This window comes from Pseudomonas sp. HMSC057H01 (assembly GCF_001836405.1).
GTDB lineage: Bacteria > Pseudomonadota > Gammaproteobacteria > Pseudomonadales > Pseudomonadaceae > Pseudomonas > Pseudomonas aeruginosa.
Genome location: NZ_KV828379.1, coordinates 424,949 through 442,977 on the forward strand (window position 1 = coordinate 424,949; position 18,029 = coordinate 442,977).

The 18,029-nt window shown below is 66.4% G+C and carries 19 protein-coding genes; 6 read left to right on the plus strand and 13 right to left on the minus strand.

Annotation, left to right across the window (positions count from 1 at the left end; all coding sequences use genetic code 11):
* On the plus strand, positions 1-299 hold a 299-nt coding region (locus HMPREF2581_RS02430; protein ID WP_177345064.1), incomplete at its 5' end, for a nucleoid-associated protein.
* Positions 300-341: 42 nt separating this feature from the next.
* On the opposite strand, the gene HMPREF2581_RS02435 is transcribed toward HMPREF2581_RS02430, so the two are convergent.
* The 9 genes from HMPREF2581_RS02435 to HMPREF2581_RS02475 form a co-directional block, all read right to left on the minus strand.
* On the minus strand, positions 342-1,253 hold the full coding sequence (locus tag HMPREF2581_RS02435; protein WP_003137813.1) for a hypothetical protein: 912 nt from the start codon (positions 1,251-1,253) through the stop codon (positions 342-344).
* A gap of 88 nt (positions 1,254-1,341) precedes the next feature.
* Positions 1,342-2,094: a VIT1/CCC1 transporter family protein gene (locus HMPREF2581_RS02440; protein WP_003111882.1), complete on the minus strand. Its 753-nt coding sequence runs from the start codon at positions 2,092-2,094 to the stop codon at positions 1,342-1,344.
* Positions 2,095-2,097: 3 nt separating this feature from the next.
* Entirely contained in the window at positions 2,098-3,033 is a 936-nt protein-coding gene (locus HMPREF2581_RS02445; protein ID WP_003137812.1) for a glutathione S-transferase family protein, read from the minus strand.
* 120 nt (positions 3,034-3,153) lie between these two features.
* The gene (locus tag HMPREF2581_RS02450; RefSeq protein ID WP_003111880.1) at positions 3,154-3,843 is read right to left on the minus strand and encodes a CatB-related O-acetyltransferase; all 690 of its coding nucleotides are present in this window, start codon (positions 3,841-3,843) and stop codon (positions 3,154-3,156) included.
* 28 nt (positions 3,844-3,871) lie between these two features.
* Positions 3,872-4,186, minus strand: a complete 315-nt coding sequence (locus HMPREF2581_RS02455) for a GIY-YIG nuclease family protein (RefSeq protein WP_003119275.1) — start codon at positions 4,184-4,186, stop codon at positions 3,872-3,874.
* The gene (locus HMPREF2581_RS02460; protein WP_070867298.1) at positions 4,179-4,880 is read right to left on the minus strand and encodes a glutathione S-transferase C-terminal domain-containing protein; all 702 of its coding nucleotides are present in this window, start codon (positions 4,878-4,880) and stop codon (positions 4,179-4,181) included. The genes HMPREF2581_RS02455 and HMPREF2581_RS02460 overlap by 8 nt, the downstream gene beginning before the upstream one ends.
* Positions 4,881-4,946: 66 nt before the next feature.
* Positions 4,947-5,429, minus strand: a complete 483-nt coding sequence (locus HMPREF2581_RS02465) for a nuclear transport factor 2 family protein (protein ID WP_003137810.1) — start codon at positions 5,427-5,429, stop codon at positions 4,947-4,949.
* Positions 5,430-5,499: 70 nt separating this feature from the next.
* Complete coding sequence (gene pcsA / locus HMPREF2581_RS02470) at positions 5,500-6,216, minus strand: phosphatidylcholine synthase (RefSeq protein ID WP_003129573.1); 717 nt, start codon at positions 6,214-6,216, stop codon at positions 5,500-5,502.
* Positions 6,217-6,329: 113 nt separating this feature from the next.
* On the minus strand, positions 6,330-7,355 hold the full coding sequence (locus tag HMPREF2581_RS02475) for an amino acid ABC transporter substrate-binding protein (RefSeq protein ID WP_003137807.1): 1,026 nt from the start codon (positions 7,353-7,355) through the stop codon (positions 6,330-6,332).
* Between the two features lie 280 nt (positions 7,356-7,635).
* Here HMPREF2581_RS02475 and HMPREF2581_RS02480 point away from each other — a divergent pair, with 280 nt between their 5' ends.
* Positions 7,636-8,283: an alpha/beta hydrolase gene (locus HMPREF2581_RS02480; RefSeq protein WP_003129570.1), complete on the plus strand. Its 648-nt coding sequence runs from the start codon at positions 7,636-7,638 to the stop codon at positions 8,281-8,283.
* 15 nt (positions 8,284-8,298) lie between these two features.
* Here the strand turns inward: HMPREF2581_RS02480 and HMPREF2581_RS02485 are convergent, their stop codons facing one another.
* The gene (locus HMPREF2581_RS02485) at positions 8,299-10,197 is read right to left on the minus strand and encodes an acyl-CoA synthetase (protein ID WP_003137805.1); all 1,899 of its coding nucleotides are present in this window, start codon (positions 10,195-10,197) and stop codon (positions 8,299-8,301) included.
* Between the two features lie 283 nt (positions 10,198-10,480).
* Between HMPREF2581_RS02485 and rhlB the strand changes: the two genes are divergently transcribed.
* The 4 genes from rhlB (at position 10,481) to dauR (ending at position 14,957) form a co-directional block, all read left to right on the plus strand.
* Positions 10,481-12,004 (plus strand): ATP-dependent RNA helicase RhlB, encoded by a 1,524-nt coding sequence (rhlB, locus tag HMPREF2581_RS02490; RefSeq protein WP_011666560.1) that lies wholly within the window; start codon positions 10,481-10,483, stop codon positions 12,002-12,004.
* A gap of 160 nt (positions 12,005-12,164) precedes the next feature.
* The gene (dauB, locus tag HMPREF2581_RS02495) at positions 12,165-13,112 is read left to right on the plus strand and encodes an NAD(P)H-dependent anabolic L-arginine dehydrogenase DauB (RefSeq protein WP_003137803.1); all 948 of its coding nucleotides are present in this window, start codon (positions 12,165-12,167) and stop codon (positions 13,110-13,112) included.
* A 22-nt stretch (positions 13,113-13,134) separates the two neighbouring features.
* Entirely contained in the window at positions 13,135-14,262 is a 1,128-nt protein-coding gene (dauA, locus tag HMPREF2581_RS02500; RefSeq protein ID WP_003122058.1) for an FAD-dependent catabolic D-arginine dehydrogenase DauA, read from the plus strand.
* Positions 14,263-14,324: 62 nt separating this feature from the next.
* Positions 14,325-14,957, plus strand: coding sequence for a transcriptional regulator DauR (gene dauR, locus HMPREF2581_RS02505; protein WP_003092943.1), 633 nt, complete (start codon positions 14,325-14,327; stop codon positions 14,955-14,957).
* A gap of 23 nt (positions 14,958-14,980) precedes the next feature.
* On the opposite strand, the gene HMPREF2581_RS02510 is transcribed toward dauR, so the two are convergent.
* The 3 genes from HMPREF2581_RS02510 to HMPREF2581_RS02515 form a co-directional block, all read right to left on the minus strand.
* Positions 14,981-15,772: an ABC transporter substrate-binding protein gene (locus tag HMPREF2581_RS02510; RefSeq protein WP_003118292.1), complete on the minus strand. Its 792-nt coding sequence runs from the start codon at positions 15,770-15,772 to the stop codon at positions 14,981-14,983.
* A gap of 979 nt (positions 15,773-16,751) precedes the next feature.
* Positions 16,752-17,090, minus strand: a complete 339-nt coding sequence (locus tag HMPREF2581_RS31535) for a hypothetical protein (RefSeq protein WP_011666557.1) — start codon at positions 17,088-17,090, stop codon at positions 16,752-16,754.
* The coding region (locus HMPREF2581_RS02515) for an S-type pyocin domain-containing protein (protein ID WP_218189476.1) at positions 17,090-18,029 on the minus strand (940 nt) is incomplete at its 5' end. The genes HMPREF2581_RS31535 and HMPREF2581_RS02515, both read right to left, overlap by 1 nt.

An 18,029-nucleotide genomic window follows, 5' to 3' on the forward strand; every position in this document is an offset into this window, starting at 1 on the left:
CGCGCATCGGCGAGCCGATGACCCTCGACGCGCTTTCGGAACTGATGGACGACCAGCAACCGCGGGCGTTCTACGACTACATCCGTAACAAGGACTACGGCCTGTCGCCGGAAATCCCGGCGGACAAGCGCACCCTCAACCAGTTCCGCCGCTTCACCGGCCGCGCCGAAGGCCTGTCGATCAGCTTCGAGGCGCACCTGCTGGGCTCCAAGGTGGAATACGACGAAGAGCGCGACATGCTGATCATCCGCCAGTTGCCGACCCAGTTGAAGGACCAGCTCAAGCGGCGCAAGGACTGACCCGCGCCGCCCCGGAGCGCCGCCGGCGCTCCCTTTCCCTCCTCAGCCGCAGGCCCAGTCGAAGCGCATGTCGCGGAAATCGAGCTGGGCGTTGCCGCCGCCGAAGTTGTAGCCGCCCAGGTATTCCTCGAACTCTACGTAGAAGGGAGTCATCTCCGGCACGCCCTGCACCGGACGCATGGTGCCGCCGATATGGTTCGGCAGGTGCCCTTCCACCCAGGGATGCTCGCGGTAGTTGTCGCGCTCGATCTTGCCGTCCAGCCAGTAGTGCGGCAGCTGGTAGCCGCCGTCGCCGTATTCGCTGGGCACCACCCCGGCGTTGGGGTCTTGCGCCCGCGCCGTCCAGCGCAGCGGGTAGCGCTGCTGGTGGCCGGCCGCCGGGCGACCACCGAGGGCGCGCAGCAGGTAGTAGTCGTCCTCCGCCCAGTCCGGCACGAAGCTGGCCGCCGAACCAGCCTCCAGCCACTGCGGCGGCTCGGTCTGCGCCAACAGCGGGTTGCCCGCCGGCAGCGCCGGCGGCTGGCAGGGCGCGCCGCTGAATTCAGCGGCGTCGAGCAGGATCAACGCATAGGCACCGCCGAGGATGTCCTCCATCCGGTGCAGACGCGGATGGCTATTGCGCCCGGCCTCCCAGAACGGCCGCAGTTCCGCGTCGGCCGGCGGTTGCGCGGGCGGATCGATGAGCATCTCGCGAATGCCGTCGACGCTGGTCGGTCCACCGTCGTTCTGGTCCGGGGCGAGGGAGAAGAAGCTCAGCGCGACGATCTCCGGGCCATGCACCCGGTAGTCCTCCGGCAGCAGCAGGGTGAAGCCGTGCATCAGCGGATAGCCGGTGTCCGGATCCAGCGGCCACTGCTCCGGACGGATGCCCGGCGGCAGGCCGAAGCACCAGCCGTGGTTGGCTTCGCCGGCGTGCGCGGCGTCGTTGACGATTTCGATGTCGTAGGCGTTCATGGCCACTCCCTGGTCGGTTTTTCCTGGTCCCGGCCACGCCGGCCGGGTGTCGCAGTGTAAAACGGAGTCCCCCGCAGGCGAAGGACTTTCAGCCCAGGCCCACGCCGAGCGCGGTACCCAACCCATAGGTGAAGGCCGCGGCAAGGGTACCGACCAGCACCTGGCGCAACGCCGAGAACGCCAGCGGCCGCCCGGTGAAACGGGCGGTGACCGCGCCGCTGAACAGCAGCGCAAGCAGGCTGAACAGCAGGCTTGCGACCAGCGCCGCGGCGCCGTCGAGGAACAGGAACGGCGCCACCGGCACCAGGGCGCCAAGGGAAAACAGCAGGAACGACGTGCCCGCCGCGTTCCACGGGTTGCCGCCCAGCTCCGTCGGATCGATGCCGAGGGCCTCGCGGGACAAGGTGTCCAGCGCGCCACGACCGTCGTTCATCAGTTGCAGGGCCACGCGCCGGGCGGATACCTCGCTCAGCCCCTTGGCGGTGAAGATATCGATCAGTTCCTGGGTCTCGGTGTCCGGGCAGAGCCTGAGCAGGCGTTCTTCCTCGGCGATGCGCTTGCTCGCCATCTCGCGGGCGTTGGTCACCGACAGCCACTCGCCGAGGGCCATCGAGCAGGCCCCGGACACCAGTCCGGCCATCCCGGTGAGGACGATGGACGAATGCGCCATGCTCGCACCCGCCACGCCCATCACCAGGCACAGGTTCGACACCAGGCCATCGTTGGCGCCGAGCACCGCGGCGCGCAGCTTGGTGCCAGCGTCGCGGTCCGGCCTCGCCTCGGGCAACGCGCACTGCGGCGGATCGGCGTCCGGGCGCGGCGACGGGGTCTCCGCCGGCATGCCTCAACGCGCCTCGATGCGAAAGCCCAGGCGCGGGAAATGCACATGCACGGTACCCGCCCGCGGGTCTTCGCGGCGCAGGATGAGTTCCTCGCTGCCGGCGAAGAGCAGTTCGCCCTGTACCGCGTCGACACCGTAGTCGGTGGCGGCGATGGCGACCGCCTGGCCGGGCCGGAAACCGTTGGGGTCGCTGAAGGATTCGTCCGGCAATGCCGCGGGCTGGCTGCCGCGAGCCACCTCCAGGGCTTCCTCCGCACTCATCTCGGCTGGCGCGCCATGGCCGAAGCCGAGCACCCGGCCCAACCAGGCCTGCACCTGCGGGTAATCGTCGACCAGCGGCGCGGTGACCGGCGTGCCCTTGAGGAACCACAGGCAGTGCGCCACGGCGAAGTCGGCGACGGACGCTTCGCCGAACAGGAAGTCGCCGTCCTCGCGCGACAACTGGCGCTCCAGTCGCGCCATGAATGCCGGCCACTGGTGGCGCGCCTGTTCCAACGGCAGGCGGCCGGCGCTGCCGCCGCTGAATAGCTGGCTGCGATCGGCCATGAAGGCCTTGAGGAATTCCGGCGGCAGCTTGCCGAAGCGCACGGCGATGGACTCCGGGGCGAACGCCAGGCTTACCGCGTGCTGGAACAGCACCGCGTCGGCCCACTGGGCGAAGCTCGCGGCGACCATCTCCTGGCCTTCGGGGAACAGCGCCGGGACCGCCTTTTCCTGCTCCAGGCGACGGGCGATCAACGCGGTATCGCAATACACATCGGCGCCGACCTGCAACACCGGGGTCTTCCGATAGCCGCCGGTCAGCGCCACCAGGTCCGGCTTGGGCATCACCGGCGGAATCATCACCGAGCGCCAGGACAGTTGCTTGAAACCGAGCAGCAGGCGCGCCTTCTCGGCGAAGGGCGAAGTGGGATAGTGATGCAGGATCAGCTCTGACATGGGCGCCTCCGGGCGGATGTGAGGCACCAGCTTAGCGCGGCTGGGAAAACGCGCCTATGACAATCCGGGACATGAAGGGCACCCCATCGCCTGGCCCGATGGGCCTGGCGAGGGGCGCGCTCAATCCAGCCGGCACCCCTGGCGGGTGATGGTCATCCGCCGGTACGCCGCACGCGGCGCCTCGCGCGTCTCCAGGGCGGCGAGGAACTCCCGGGGACGGTCCAGCGGCAGGCCGGTGAGGAAGGCGCTATCCAGCTCCCACCAGCGCGAGGCGAGCAGACCCTCGATGATCTCCGGCGGATGCCGGTAGCGGATCACCTGCGCCGGGGTGCCGGCGACGATGGCGTAGGGCGGCACGTCGCGAGTGACCACGGCGCGCGTGGCGATGATCGCCCCGGTCCCGACCTTGACCCCTTCCATCACCATCGCGCTGTGTCCGATCCAGACGTCGTGGCCGATTTCCGCGTAGCTCAGCGCCGGCTCGTAGCGCAGCGCGGTGCCGGTGTGCTGGAAGGGGTGGCTGCTCACCCAGTCGCTGGGATGGGTGTGTTTTTCCTGGCCGATGAAGCAGTCCGAGCCGATCGAGCAGAAACGCCCGATGGACGCCACCAGGGACAGGTCGGTGCCGCTGCGCACATAGCTGTAGGCGCCGATCTCCAGCCTCGGCGGGACGATGCGCAGGTGGCCGAGTTCGACCTGCTCCTCGAGCACCAGCGTGGTGCGCTTGCCGACACTGGCCGGGCCGCCGGCCAGCTTGCAGCCGCGGCGGCGGATCCAGCGTTTCCACCAATGATTCTTCAGGTAACCCACGAATACCCCATGACCGCAGATGAACGTCCTAGATTGCCGGCTCGCCGACCTCGCGCAACACCGGTACGCCGACCAACAGGCGCTCCTTGGCGCGCTTGCTCAGGGCCTTGATCGCCCGCTCGCGGCGCAGGGCGTCGCCCTTGCTGGCGCAGGCCTCGACGTAGACCAGCGCGCGGGCGGGGCTGGAATGGAAGAACCGCGCGCCCTTGCCGCTGCAATGAGTGTCGAAGCGGCGCAGCGGATCGTCGCTGATGCCGCAGTACAACGCGCCGTTTTCCGCCCTCACCAGGTAGACCGACCAACACTTCCCGATCGCCGCCGTGGCGGCCGTCGCCTCACTCACTCCAGACCCGCTCCCGCATCCGCTCGCAATACACCACCAGGCGCGGATAGCCTCGCGCCACATGGCTGAGCGGGGTATCCAGGGTCGCCTCGATGAGGTTGGCGAGGATACCGTAAGCGGCAGCATCGGCGCTGCACGGATGTTCGCCGCCGTAGTACGGGACCTGGCCAAGCAGGCCGTCGAGGGCATCGAGGTCGTCGCGGGCGAAGGCCAGCAGTTCGTCCCTGCCGTGGACCCCGAGTCCCTGCGCCCTGAGGGTAGCGCGGACCTTGCGGCGCATGGCCCAGGCCACCGCGTCGCGCACGCCGAATGGCAGCGAGCCGAAGAACACCGGCTTGAGCACGCGCCAGCTGTCCTCGTCGAACCAGCGGAAATACAGCATCAGGTAGTACAGGTGTTCGTCGCACAGGCGCGTGATCGCCCGTGCCCAGCCCTTGCCTCGGGCGTCCAGGCCAGCGTCGAGAGTGACCCCGTAGCGCTCGCCGAGGGTACGGATGACGATCTCGCTGTCGCCGATCGCCTCGCCCTCGATACGCACGTAGGGCAGCTTGCCCTTGGGCGCCTTGCGCGGGTCGCTGACGACCTTCACCTGGTACTCCAGGCCGGCCAGGCGCAACCAGGTTTCCAGTTTCAGGCAATAGGGACTGGCATTGGGTACGTTGAATGCGGCGGGGAACTGGAAGAGCGTGATCATCGCGGCGTCCTGCGGGTTGTCCGCGGCGAGCTTAGGAGATTATCCGCGCTTCGGCCACCGACAGCCTCAGCCGGCCGCCGGATGGGCAGCCTGGTAGGCGGCCAGGCCCTTGCGCGCCTGCCCGCGGATCGCCCGCTGCACCGGCGGCGCCCAGCCCAGCAGCAGGCCCTTGACGCCAAGCGCCTGGCGGCTCCAGCGCCACAGGTCGAACTGGTCGCGATGCTCGACGATCAAACCGTCGGCGAAGCGGAAACGGGCCTCGATGCGATTCTCCACCCTGCGCCCGGTCTGGGTGAACAGGTAGTGGGCCACCCATTGCGCACGCCCCTCGTTCTGGTCGGCGCGGACGTTCGCGTAGTCCAGGCGGAAGTCCCGCGCCCGGCTGGTCAGCAGGCGCCACATGTCGCCCACCTCGCGCCCGCGCAGTTCGCCGAAGGCCGGGTCGTGGAAGGTCGCCTGGGGGGCGTAGCAGGCCGCCATGGCCTCGCCGTCGAGGCGCTGGAAGGCCTGGTAGAAGCGCTCGATCAGTTCGGCGTTGGGGTGGGCCATGCGGGGTTCCTTGCGATGAGAGGGACTTGCCAGGCGTCCCCACGCGGGAACGCCGTCGCGCCGGGTCGTTTCAGCCGAACCACTCGCGGGCGCTGCGCCAGAGGCAGATACCGACGAAATAGGCCGAGGCGGCGAACCACAGGCCGAGCAGGATCGGCAGATCGGCCGGCTGCTGGACGATCAGCAGACCGCTGCTGATCAGCCAGACGAAGGTCACCGCGATGTTCAACGGCATGAACTGGCGCACGCGGAACGGGTGGAGGAACTTCATCCGGGTCAGGGTCAGGGCGGCCAGCACCAGCACCGTGACGAGGTTGACCCAGGGGTGCAGGTCGAGCACGTAGAAGTACACCGCCACCACGTTCCAGGCGGCCGGGAAGCCAACGAAGTAGTTGTCGGTGCTCTTCATGTTGACGTTGCAGAAGCAGAACAGCGACGAAACCAGAATCACGCCCACCGCCAGCAGTTCGAAATGCTCCGGCAGGGGGATGTAGCGGTAGATGAAGATGGCCGGGATGAACACGTAGGTCAGGTAGTCGATCACCAGGTCGAGCACCGAGCCGTCGAAATGCGGCAGCATTTCCTTGACTTCGTACTTGCGCGCCAGGGTGCCGTCGAGGCCGTCCACCAGTAGGGCCAGGCCAAGCCAGAGCAGGCAGGCCTGGGGTTTGTTGTCGACCAGCGCGAGCAGGGCCAGCAAGGCCAGGATCACGCCGCTGGCGGTGACGGCGTGGACGCCCCAGGCCTTGGCTTTGTTGATGGGAGTCATCGATAGGTTCACGGGCAATTCTCTTGTTCGGTGTTCGGCATGACGCGTCGCTCTATAGTGCACCGGCACCGGTGCGTCTGTCTGTTATCGGATTGTCGGTGCTGGCGAGAGTTCAGCCAGCCCCCCGCCGGTCAGCGGATCGGCGGCGCATAGTGCAGGCCGCCGAGATTCCATTGCGCGTTGAGGCCGCGCGGCATCTTCAGCGGGCTGCCGTCGCCGACGTTGCGGGCGAAGATCTCGCCATAGTTGCCGACCTGGCGCACCATCTGCACCACCCAGTCGCGCGGCAGTTGCAAGTCCTTGCCGGCGTCACCCTCGCTGCCGAGCAGGCGGGCGACGTCCGGGTTGCGGCTGTCCCTGGCCTGGCGCTCGACGTTGCTCGAGGTGACCCCCAGCTCCTCCGCGTTGAGCAGGCCGTACAGGGTCCAGCGGACGATGTTGAACCAGGCTTCGTCGCCCTGCCGCACGGCCGGGCCGAGCGGCTCCTTGGAGATCACTTCCGGCAGCACCACGTACTGGTCCGGCTTGGCCAGCTTCAGGCGCTGGGCGTAGAGCTGCGACTGGTCGGAGCTGAGCACGTCGCACTGCCCCGCCTCCAGGGCACGGGCGCTCTTCTCGTAGCTGTCGTCGAGCACCGCCTTGTAGCGGATGCCGTGGGCCCGGAAGTAGTCCGCCACGTTCAGCTCGTTGGTGGTGCCGGACTGGATGCACACCGTCGCGTCCTTCAGTTCGCGGGCGCTGGACACGCCGAGCTTGCGATTGACCAGGAAGCCCTGGCCGTCGAAATAGGTGACGCCGGTGAAGTGGATGCCCAGCGCGGTATCCCGCGAGCTGGTCCATGAGGTGTTGCGCGACAGCAGGTCGACCGTGCCGGACTGCAACGCCGAAAACCGCTCGGTGGCGGGCAGCGGGGTGAAGCGCACCTTCTCGGCGTCGCCGAACAGCGCGGCGGCCAGCGCCCGGCAGATGTCGACGTCGAGCCCCTTGAAACGGCCCTTGGCGTCGGCGTAGGAGAACCCCGGCAGGCCGTCGCTGACGCCGCACTGCACGTAGCCCTTGCGCTTCACCGCATCCAGCGTCGCACCGGCCTCGGCCGTGGCGCTGGCGCCGAGGCAGACGGCGGCCAGCAGCAGCCAGGTACCTTTCATTATTGTCATCTGTTCGCCACTCCCTTCGCCGCCCCTGGGTGAACCGCCGGCCCCGGGCCGGTCGCCGCACTGTAACCGCAAGCGCCGCGGCACCGGCAGGGGCAGCCGGCGGTGCGACGGCGGCGGGCGACGAACGGCGTGCCCGGCGCACTTCCCTTAGCAAAGCGCATCCGCGGGAAATTGGCGAATGCATGATCTGCGACAATCTGGCCGACTTGCGAGCGGGAAAGCGCCTGTTGTCGAATGGTCCTCCCATTCCGAACGCATATGCCCCCTGCCTGGAGCCGTTATGAGCGAACCCCTGATCCTCGATGCCCCGAATGCCGACGCCTGCATCATCTGGCTGCACGGCCTGGGCGCCGACCGTACCGACTTCAAGCCGGTGGCCGAAGCCCTGCAGGTGGTCCTGCCGAGCACCCGCTTCATCCTCCCCCAGGCGCCGAGCCAGGCGGTGACGGTCAATGGCGGTTGGGTCATGCCGAGCTGGTACGACATCCTTGCCTTCAGTCCGGCGCGGGCCATCGACGAAGACCAGTTGAACGCCTCCGCCGACCAGGTCATCGCCCTCATCGATGAACAGCGCGCCAAGGGCATCGCCGCCGAGCGGATCATCCTCGCCGGTTTCTCCCAGGGCGGCGCGGTGGTCCTGCATACCGCCTTCCGCCGCTACGCCCAGCCGCTCGGCGGGGTGCTGGCGCTATCCACCTACGCGCCGACCTTCGACGACCTGGCGCTGGACGAGCGCCACAAGCGGATTCCGGTCCTGCACCTGCATGGCAGCCAGGACGACGTGGTCGACCCGGCGCTCGGCCGCGCGGCCCATGACGCCTTGCAGGCGCAGGGCGTGGAGGTGGGCTGGCACGACTACCCGATGGGCCACGAGGTGTCCCTGGAGGAAATCCACGACATCGGCGCCTGGCTGCGCAAGCGCCTCTGACGCCCGGAGCTTCTCTCAGACGGCGTGCAGCCGGTAGTTCAGCGCGTAGCCGCCGAGCAGCTCTTCCAGCGCCGCCCGGCGTCTTTCGTCGAGCGCGGGAACGTGCAGGTGGGCGAGCTGGCCGTGGCGCTCGTCGGCGACCACCTCCACGCGGATATCCTCGGCGATCCTCCGGCTTTCCTCCTCCAGCACCCGGCGGATCGCGTCCAGGCGCAGCGCCGGCTTGAAGGTCTTGCCCACCGCGGTGACCGGCATGCTCTCGATCAGCCAGACATCCTTGGGCACCGCCGCGCGCTCCGGTACGTGGCGGCTGGCGTGTTCCAGCAGCTCTTCCTCGCTGGCGCTGGCGCCGGGCTTGAGCTGGATATACACCACCGGCAGCTCGCCGGCCTTGGCGTCCGGCTTGCCCACCGCCGCCGCCAGGGCCACGGCCGGATGCCGGTGCAGCGCTTCTTCGATCATCTGTGGGTCGATGTTGTGGCCACCGCGAATGATCAGGTCCTTGCTGCGCCCGGTGAGCCAGATGTAGCCGTCCTCGTCGATACGACCGAGGTCGCCGGTATTGAACCAGCCATCGCCGACCCAGATATCGCGGTTCCGGTCCTGTTGCAGGTAGCCCTTGAACACCGTCGGGCCCTTCAGGCAGAGGTTGCCCACCTCGTTCGGCGCGGCATCGCGCAGGTAATTGCCCTCGCCGTCGAGCACCGCGACCTTCACCTGGCAGTACGGCAGGCGCAGGCCGATCGAACCCGGCCGGCGCTCGCCGCCACGCGGGTTGCAACTGGTGCCGCAGGTACCTTCGGTGAGGCCGTAGCCTTCGATCACCTTGAGCCCGGTACGCGCCTCGAACTGGCGGATCAGCTCCACCGGCATCGGCGCCGCGCCGCACAGGGCGAAACGCAGGCTGGACAGGTCGCGGCCATCGCTGGGGACCTGCAGCAACGCCGCGTAGATGGTCGGCACGCCACTGAAGCTGGTGACCCGGTAGCGCTCCACCAGCTTCCAGAAGTCCTGGATCAGGGTCGGATTGCGGTAGCCCTGGGGCCCGGCCAGGAGCACCTGGGCGCCGCGATGGAAGGGCGCCAGGCCGGTAACCATCACGCCGTTGACGTGGAACAGCGGCAGGCCGCAGAGCAGCACGTCGTCCACCCCGTAGTCGGCGTTCAGGCCCATGATCTCGGCCATCGCCACCTCGTTGAAGTGGCTGTGCGGCGCCAGCTTCGGCGTGCCGGTGGTGCCGCCGGTATGGAAATAGGAAGCGACGTCGTCCGGATGGATCGCCCGTCCGCTCTCCAGGCGGTCTGCCGGGCAGTCGGCGATCAGCGTATCGAAGTCCAGCACGCCCTCCGGCAGCGGCCCGCGCTGGGCCTTGAGCGCCTCGCGCTGCGGCGCCGGCAACAGGTTGGCCGGATCGACCACGACGATCGCGTACAGCTCCGGCAGCTGCGCGCGCAGGCCGGCGACCTTCTGCCACAGGTCGGTGCCGGGGAACGGCGCCAGGGTCACCAGCACCCGGGTGTTGGAGGCGCGGATCAGCTCGGCGATGTGCTCCGGCTCGAGCAGCGGGTTGATCGCATTGACGATCCCGGCAGCTTCGCCGCCCCAGATCACGTAGTGGGTCTGCGGCAGGTTGGGCAGCAGGAAGGACACCGCCTGGTGGCTTTCCAGGCCCAGCCGGTGCAAGGCGTTGGCGGTCTGGGTGACGCGGGCGAACAGCTCGGCATAGCTGATCCGCAACGGTTCTTCGGCAGCGCTGCCATGCAGCAGGCAGCTCAGGGCGATACGCTGGCCGTGGCGCTGGGCCGAGCGTTGCAACAGTTCGTAGGTGCTGGATGGCAGGTCGCGCTGTTCCAGCGGCACGCGTTCCAGGGCTTCGATATCGCTCAGCCCGGCGATCGATGGGGACGGATTCATGGTTTTCTTGTTCTTCCGTTGGTGAGTGGGCGGACACTCGCCGGATCGCTCCGGCACCGTCCCGAAGATGCCACCCCCGTCGCCGCCCTACCGTTGTCTTTTTGTAGCGCGCCGCCGGTCGCGCGCACGAACCCTCCCGGAGGCTCTCCCGGGAGCTTCGCGCAGCCCCCTCCAGGCCCCGTCCGGCCAAGCCTGGAGGTGACCGGCCAAGCATGGATTTCTCCCCGCTGGCAACATGCTTTACACTGGCGCCCGTTCATTCCTTAACCACTACGAGATCGCCGTGCTCAAAGCACTCAAGAAAATCTTCGGCAAGGCCGACGGAACCCAGCCGCAGAGCGGTTCCTCCCCGGTCCCGCAAGGCCCTGCCGGCGCTACCGCGAAAGGTACCGCCCCCACCGGCGAAAAGCCGACCGAGAAACGCCCACGCAAACCGCGCGCCCCGCGCGCCGACAACGAGTCCGGCGCCCCGCGCGCCGTTGAAAAGGCCGAGAAAGGCGAAAAGCCCGCCAAACCCGCCGCCAAAGAAGGCCGGGACGCCAAGCCGCGCAGCGACAAGCCGCGCCGCGAACGCAAGCCGAAGCCGGTGGACAACTGGAAGCTGGAAGACTTCGTGGTCGAACCGCAGGAAGGCAAGACCCGCTTCCACGACTTCAACCTCGCCCCGAGCCTGATGCACGCCATCCATGACCTCGGCTTCCCCTACTGCACGCCGATCCAGGCGCAGGTACTGGGCTTCACCCTGCGCGGCCAGGACGCCATCGGCCGCGCCCAGACCGGTACCGGCAAGACCGCCGCGTTCCTCATCTCGATCATCACCCAGTTGCTGCAGACCCCGCCGCCGAAAGAGCGCTACATGGGCGAGCCGCGCGCGCTGATCATCGCCCCGACCCGCGAACTGGTGGTACAGATCGCCAAGGACGCCGCGGCGCTGACCAAGTACACCGGGCTGAACGTGATGACCTTCGTCGGCGGCATGGACTTCGACAAGCAACTCAAGCAGCTGGAAGCGCGCTTCTGCGACATCCTGGTAGCCACCCCCGGCCGTCTGCTGGACTTCAACCAGCGCGGCGAGGTGCACCTGGACATGGTCGAGGTGATGGTCCTCGACGAAGCCGACCGCATGCTCGACATGGGCTTTATCCCGCAGGTCCGGCAGATCATCCGGCAGACCCCGCACAAGGGCGAACGCCAGACCCTGCTGTTCTCGGCGACCTTCACCGACGACGTGATGAACCTCGCCAAGCAGTGGACCGTCGATCCGGCGATCGTCGAGATCGAGCCGGAGAACGTCGCCAGCGATACCGTCGAGCAGCATGTCTACGCCGTGGCCGGCAGCGACAAGTACAAGCTGCTGTACAACCTGGTGGCGCAGAACAACTGGGAACGGGTGATGGTCTTCGCCAACCGCAAGGACGAAGTCCGCCGCATCGAGGAACGCCTGACCAAGGACGGCATCAGCGCCGCCCAGATGTCCGGCGACGTGCCGCAGCACAAGCGCATCCGCACCCTGGAAGGCTTCCGCGAAGGCAAGATCCGCGTCCTGGTGGCAACCGACGTGGCCGGCCGCGGCATCCACATCGACGGCATCAGCCATGTGATCAACTTCACCCTGCCGGAAGACCCGGACGACTACGTGCACCGTATCGGTCGTACCGGCCGCGCCGGCGCCTCGGGTACCTCGATCAGCTTCGCTGGCGAGGACGATGCCTTCGCCCTGCCGCCGATCGAAGAACTGCTGGGCCGCAAGATCACCTGCGAGATGCCGCCGGCCGAACTGCTCAAGCCGGTACCGCGCAAGCACTGAACGCAGGCGTGGAGAAAAAAGGCGAAGCCATCCGGCTTCGCCTTTTTCGTTTCTGCGACACGCAGGTGCCGCCGTCGGTCATCGAGGCGGGTCGGCGCTTGCCCGGCAATACCTTAAAGTCCAGAATGGACAAATTGTTTACATCCATTCCGGAGATCGCATGAGCGCCGCCACTCCCCTGATCGTCCAGCAGGCCGAAGCCGAGCAACTGCTCGCCCGTATCGACGTCCTCCAGGCCATGCGCCAGCTGTTCCTCGACCTGGCCGCCGGCCAGGCGCTCCAGCCGGCCCAGCAACTGGTGGAGTTCCCCGCCGGTCGCGGCGACTTCATCAACTACCTCGGCGTGCTCGCCCAGGAACAGGTCTACGGAGTCAAGACTTCACCCTACATCGTTCGCGAACAGGGCCCGTTGGTCACCGCCTGGACCCTGCTGATGTCGATGCAGACCGGCCAGCCCTTGCTGCTCTGCGATGCCGCCCGGCTGACCACCGCGCGCACCGCCGCCACCACCGCGGTGGCGGTGGATGCCCTGGCTCCGGCCGAAGCCGGCCGCCTGGCTCTGATCGGCAGCGGACCGGTGGCCCATGCCCACCTGCAATACGTGAAGGGCCTGCGTGACTGGCAGGGCGTGCGAGTCCATTCGCCGTGCCTGGACGAGCGCCGCCTGCAAAGCCTGCGCGCCATCGACCCGCGCGCCGAAGCCGCCGGCAGTCTGGAGGAAGCGCTGGACGAAGCCGATGTGATCCTGCTCTGCACCTCCTCGGCCCGAGCGGTGATCGACCCGCGCCAACTCGAGCGCCCGGCGCTGGTCACCTCGATCAGCACCAACGCGCCCCGCGCCCATGAGGTACCGGCGGAAAGCCTGGCGGCCATGGACGTCTATTGCGACTACCGGCACACCACCCCAGGCTCCGCCGGCGAGATGCTGATCGCCGCCGAACAGCATGGCTGGAGCCCCGAGGCGATCCGCGGCGACCTCGCCGAGCTGCTCAGCGGCCAGGCGCCACGTCCGGAATACCGGCGCCCGGCGTTCTTCCGCTCGATCGGCCTGGGCCTGGAAGACGTAGCTCTGGCCAACGCCCTCTACCGCCTGCGCCAGGCAGGCTGATCACGCGATGCAGGAGAGCAGCATGATCGAAGCGGATTACCTCGTCATCGGTGCCGGCATCGCCGGCGCATCCACCGGCTACTGGTTGTCGGCCCACGGCCGGGTCGTGGTGCTGGAGCGCGAGGCGCAGCCCGGCTACCACTCCACCGGCCGCTCCGCCGCGCACTACACGGTGGCCTACGGCACACCCCAGGTGCGCGCGCTCACCGCCGCCAGCCGGGCCTTCTTCGACAACCCGCCGGCCGGCTTCTGCGAGCATCCGCTGCTCAGCCCGCGTCCGGAAATGGTGGTCGACTTCAGCGACGATCCGGAAGAACTCCGCCGTCAATACGAAAGCGGCAAGGCGCTGGTGCCGCAGATGCGCCTGCTGGACGCGGAACAGGCCTGCTCGATCGTGCCGGTGCTGCGTCGCGACAAGGTCTTCGGCGCCACCTACGACCCCACCGGCGCCGACATCGATACCGACGCCCTGCACCAGGGCTACCTGCGCGGCATCCGCCGCAACCAGGGGCAGGTCCTGTGCAACCACGAAGCGCTGGAGATCCGCCGGGTCGACGGCGCCTGGGAAGTCCGCTGCGACGCCGGCAGCTACCGCGCCGCGGTGCTGGTCAACGCCGCAGGCGCCTGGTGCGACGCCATCGCCGGGCTGGCCGGCGTCCGCCCGCTGGGCCTGCAGCCCAAGCGCCGCTCGGCCTTCATCTTCGCCCCGCCGCCGGGCATCGACTGCCACGACTGGCCGATGCTGGTCAGCCTCGACGAATCCTTCTACCTGAAGCCGGACGCCGGCATGTTGCTCGGCTCGCCGGCCAACGCCGATCCGGTCGAGGCCCACGACGTACAGCCCGAGCAACTGGACATCGCCACCGGCATGTACCTGATCGAAGAAGCCACCACCCTCACCATTCGCCGCCCGGAACACACCTGGGCGGGGCTGCGCTCGTTCGTTGCCGACGGCGACCTGGTGGCCGGCTACGCCGCCGATGCGGAAGGCTTCTTCTGGGTCGCCGCCCAGGGCGGCTACGGTATCCAGACCTCGGCGGCGATGGGCGAGGCCAGCGCCGCGCTGATCCGCCACCAGCCGCTGCCGGCGCACCTGCGCGAGCACGGCCTGGACGAGGCGATGCTGTCGCCGCGCCGCCTGTCTCCCTGATGACCCGGCGGCGGGTTTGCGGCACACTCGCCTCGCCCGCCGTCCCACGAGAGTTCCTGCGCATGAGCCCGAGCCAAGACCCCAGCCTGGAGAACTACCGGGCGATCGCCGACGGCATCGCCACCCTGTTCTTCCCCCACGCCGAAGTGGTCCTGCACGACCTGCGCAGCCAGCGGGTCGACTACATCGCCAACAACCTGTCCAAGCGCGAGGTCGGCGACGACTCGGCGCTGGAAGACATGCTCGAAGGCGATAGCGACGAGCGCAACATCGGTCCCTACGAGAAGCTCAACTGGGACGGGCAGAAGATCCGCTCGGTCAGCACCGTGCTGCGCGACGCCGCCGGCCAGCCGCTGGCGGTGCTGTGCATCAACCTGAATATCAGCCTGTTCGAGAGCGCCAAGGCGGCGCTCGACCTGTTCCTCTCGCCGAGCAAGCTGATCCCGCAACCGGACGCGCTGTTCCGCGACGACTGGCAGGAGCGCATCAACACCTTCCTGCACGGCTGGCTGCGGCAGCGCCAGCTCGGCTTGAACCTGCTGACCCGCGAGCACAAGCGCGAACTGGTCCTGGCCCTGCACGCCGAGGGCGCGTTCAAGGGCAAGAGCGCCGCCAACTATGTGGCCAACGTGCTGAACATGGGCCGGGCGACGGTCTACAAGCACCTCAAGGAGCTGAAGGAAGGCGGCGACTGACGGCAGCCGCCGCCGGCGAGCGGTCAGTCGCCGTAGATGTCGCTCTTGAAGTACTTGCCCTCGATGCGCTTGTAGGTCCCGTCGGCACGAATCGCGTCGATCGCCGCGTTGAGCTTGCCGACCAGCTCGGCGTCCCCCTTGCGCACCGCGATCCCAGCGCCCTCGCCGAAGTATTTCGGGTCCTTGAACTCCGGCCCGACGAAGGCGTAGCCCTTGCCGCGCGGGGTATCGAGGAAGCCGGTCTGCAACGGGATGGAGTCGGCGAAGGTGGCGTCGAGGCGGCCGGCCACCAGGTCCAGGTAGATCTCGTCCTGGCTGGTGTAGCGCACCACTTCGGCACCGGCCTTGGCCAGCACCGCACTGGCGAAGCGGTCGGCGGTAGCGCCGCGCTGCACGCCGATGCGCTTGCCGGCCAACTGGCTGAAGCTGTCGTCGAGCTGGGCGCCTTCCTTCATCACCAGGCGGCCCGGCGTGAAGTAGTACTTGTGGGTGAAGTCCACCGAGCGCCGGCGCTCCTCGGTGATGGTGATGGAGGACAGCGCGGCGTCTATCTTGCGAACTTTCAGCGAGGGAATCAGGCCGTCGTACTCCTGCTCGATCCACTGGCACTTCACCTGCATCTGCGCGCACAGTGCGTTGCCGATGTCGTAGTCGAAGCCGGCCAGTTCGCCTTCGGCGGTCTTGAAGGAAAACGGCGGGTAGGCGGCCTCGATGCCGATCCGCAGGTTGCCATCGGCGGCGACGGCGGATCCGCTGGCGAGCACGCCGAGCAGCAGGCCTCCCAGCAGGTTCTTGGTGTTCAGCGACTTGATCATGGACGACTCCAGGGGTGACGAAGGTGCGCCCGCGGCCCGGGCGGGAAACAGACGGTGATCCGTCTTTATACTTTTCGTCCAATCTGGACCAAAAAGTATACATCGTCAATCGCCGTCCCTCCTCCGCTACCCCTCCTTACCTCCTTCGAGGAATAGGCCCGCCGGTCCGCGGGACTTAGTCTTGAGCCATACACAGCCACCCGCGAGGTGTTCCGCTACGCAGACATCACCCCCTTGCTCCATTTCAGCTATCACGGTTAAGGCTCTATTTACGCCTGGATCCCCGCGTCACGCTCATGCCGCGGGGATTTTTTCGTTTCGTCAACGCCCTTGAAAGGCTTCGCTACCCGTCGCAAACCGCGCTCCGCCAGCTAGCGCGCCCAGGTCGGCGCCGAGCGCGAGTACCGAAGGGTGCCTGAGCGACGTACGGGACCCGGTCGGGCTGGACATGCCCGGCCACCCGGACGCGCGGCGCAGCTATGTGTAGCGGCTTGCAATCGAAAACCGTCGGGCTCGCAATCAGCGCGATTTTGGGCTCAGATTATCTGTGACTGACGGTGGGGGCGGGCTCACATTAATTGCGAGCGAGCTTGCAATCCATGCGGTGGGCTTGCAGTCCATTACCGCGGGCTCACGCTCTTTGCGACTGACGCTCATACCGGTAATACGCCGATCCCGCTGCCCGAGTTTCCCGATGAAGCAGATGACCTTTGCCGACGCCGAGTACGCCGGCAAGCGCAAGCAGAGGCGCGTCTGTAATGGGGGAATGGCTGCTGCGAGGTGCTCGCGGCGGCTAAAAACACAGAAATGAGTGGGTGATCGGATCGTTTTTAATCGATTCTCCGCTTTCAAATTCGCCGGGGGCTGAAGTCGGCCAGAAAGACATGGCTACTTCAGACCATCCCTAAGGGGGCTGAGCCTATATTGTTTGTAGTCCATGCAAGGGATTGCAAGCCAACTCAGCCCCAAGGTTCCACCTTTATTTTCTGGAGGCAATTGTTACAATAAAAGCATCATGCCCAAGAGAAGCATCTTCCTCTGTACTCTCTTTCGCTCTAGTGTTATTATTATTGACATCATCAGGCACTTTTACTGGATTGACAAGCCCTTCAAATATGGCATCAAGTCTTGCCTCGAACCTCCCTACATCCTTATGCCAGATGAATCCCTCAATTTTTGAAATTGCCAACCCTTTTTTAGTTGCCAAAGATACGACTTCCAGAGTTGCCTTCGTAGTTAGCCACATCTTCCCATTGCCTTCTTTTGAAAAAAAATCTAGGCCATTGTCAACTATTTCGACAGAGTTAGGATTGATCATTACTTATTTCTCCAGATGATTCGCCCGTCAACCGCCCATGCGGAATCGTTCCGATCTGCAATTTGAATAATTTCACCTGTCCTATCGTTCACAACTATATATCCATTAGGAGGACTTCCATATACTGTTGCAGAGTCATTCCGCCCCAGCCCATCTATCGTCTTATTAGGCCGACGCTTATCTGAAGAACTACCTGTTGCACCTTTTCCGATAACATCTCTAATTTCAACCTCAGTCCACCCTCTAATTGGAATTTGCTCTCTGATCTTATCATCAATAACAACATCATGAGGGTTATGATTGAACATTATATAGATTGGCTTAACCCCCGAGCCCACCGGGAAGATCACAATCAGATCGTCCAGATCTAACGGCACTCCCGGATAGGACTCCGGCTCGGCCTGTACTGGGGTGATCGTTGCTCCCTCATACACCGGAACCGGCTGCGGTACGACCGGAGTGGTGCTTGAGGGGTTCTGGCTTCCTGGAGGGGTGGCAGGGGTCCAGGTCAAGATCAGCGGTGGTGTATTCGGCACGGTGGACTTTGCGGGAACCGTCACCTCATACCGGCCCGTCGCAGCATTGAGGGTCGCGGCGCGAACAGGCACGCCCTTGGGGACAGTTGCACCGTTGGTCAACATCGCGGCAATCTGCGATTTACCACTCGGGCTCTCTTGTGCAGCACTCGTGAGTCGTACCGGCATATCAACCGTGCCACCTGCCTTGGCGACGCTTTGCAAATCAGCCGTGCCAGGAAGCCCCAGAGCGGACGCCTCCAGTGCCAATGCATTGCGAACGCCGGCAGGAACCTTGTCACTGTCTTTACCAGCCTGGTCGGAATACAGCGACAGCACCGCGAAGGTGGCAACGTATGCGCCGGGTCCACTACCAGCAATCTGAACCAGGCGATTGACAGCATTCGTTAGGGAAGCCGCCAGG

Coding starts and splice junctions, on each gene's coding strand:
- HMPREF2581_RS02435 (WP_003137813.1), bottom strand. CDS start 1,253: ATGAACGCCTACGACATCGAAATCGTCAACGACGCCGCGCACGCCGGC.
- HMPREF2581_RS02440 (WP_003111882.1), bottom strand. CDS start 2,094: ATGCCGGCGGAGACCCCGTCGCCGCGCCCGGACGCCGATCCGCCGCAG.
- HMPREF2581_RS02445 (WP_003137812.1), bottom strand. CDS start 3,033: ATGTCAGAGCTGATCCTGCATCACTATCCCACTTCGCCCTTCGCCGAG.
- HMPREF2581_RS02460 (WP_070867298.1), bottom strand. CDS start 4,880: ATGATCACGCTCTTCCAGTTCCCCGCCGCATTCAACGTACCCAATGCC.
- HMPREF2581_RS02465 (WP_003137810.1), bottom strand. CDS start 5,429: ATGGCCCACCCCAACGCCGAACTGATCGAGCGCTTCTACCAGGCCTTC.
- HMPREF2581_RS02475 (WP_003137807.1), bottom strand. CDS start 7,355: ATGACAATAATGAAAGGTACCTGGCTGCTGCTGGCCGCCGTCTGCCTC.
- HMPREF2581_RS02480 (WP_003129570.1), top strand. CDS start 7,636: ATGAGCGAACCCCTGATCCTCGATGCCCCGAATGCCGACGCCTGCATC.
- HMPREF2581_RS02485 (WP_003137805.1), bottom strand. CDS start 10,197: ATGAATCCGTCCCCATCGATCGCCGGGCTGAGCGATATCGAAGCCCTG.
- dauB (WP_003137803.1), top strand. CDS start 12,165: ATGAGCGCCGCCACTCCCCTGATCGTCCAGCAGGCCGAAGCCGAGCAA.
- dauA (WP_003122058.1), top strand. CDS start 13,135: ATGATCGAAGCGGATTACCTCGTCATCGGTGCCGGCATCGCCGGCGCA.
- dauR (WP_003092943.1), top strand. CDS start 14,325: ATGAGCCCGAGCCAAGACCCCAGCCTGGAGAACTACCGGGCGATCGCC.
- HMPREF2581_RS02510 (WP_003118292.1), bottom strand. CDS start 15,772: ATGATCAAGTCGCTGAACACCAAGAACCTGCTGGGAGGCCTGCTGCTC.
- HMPREF2581_RS31535 (WP_011666557.1), bottom strand. CDS start 17,090: ATGATCAATCCTAACTCTGTCGAAATAGTTGACAATGGCCTAGATTTT.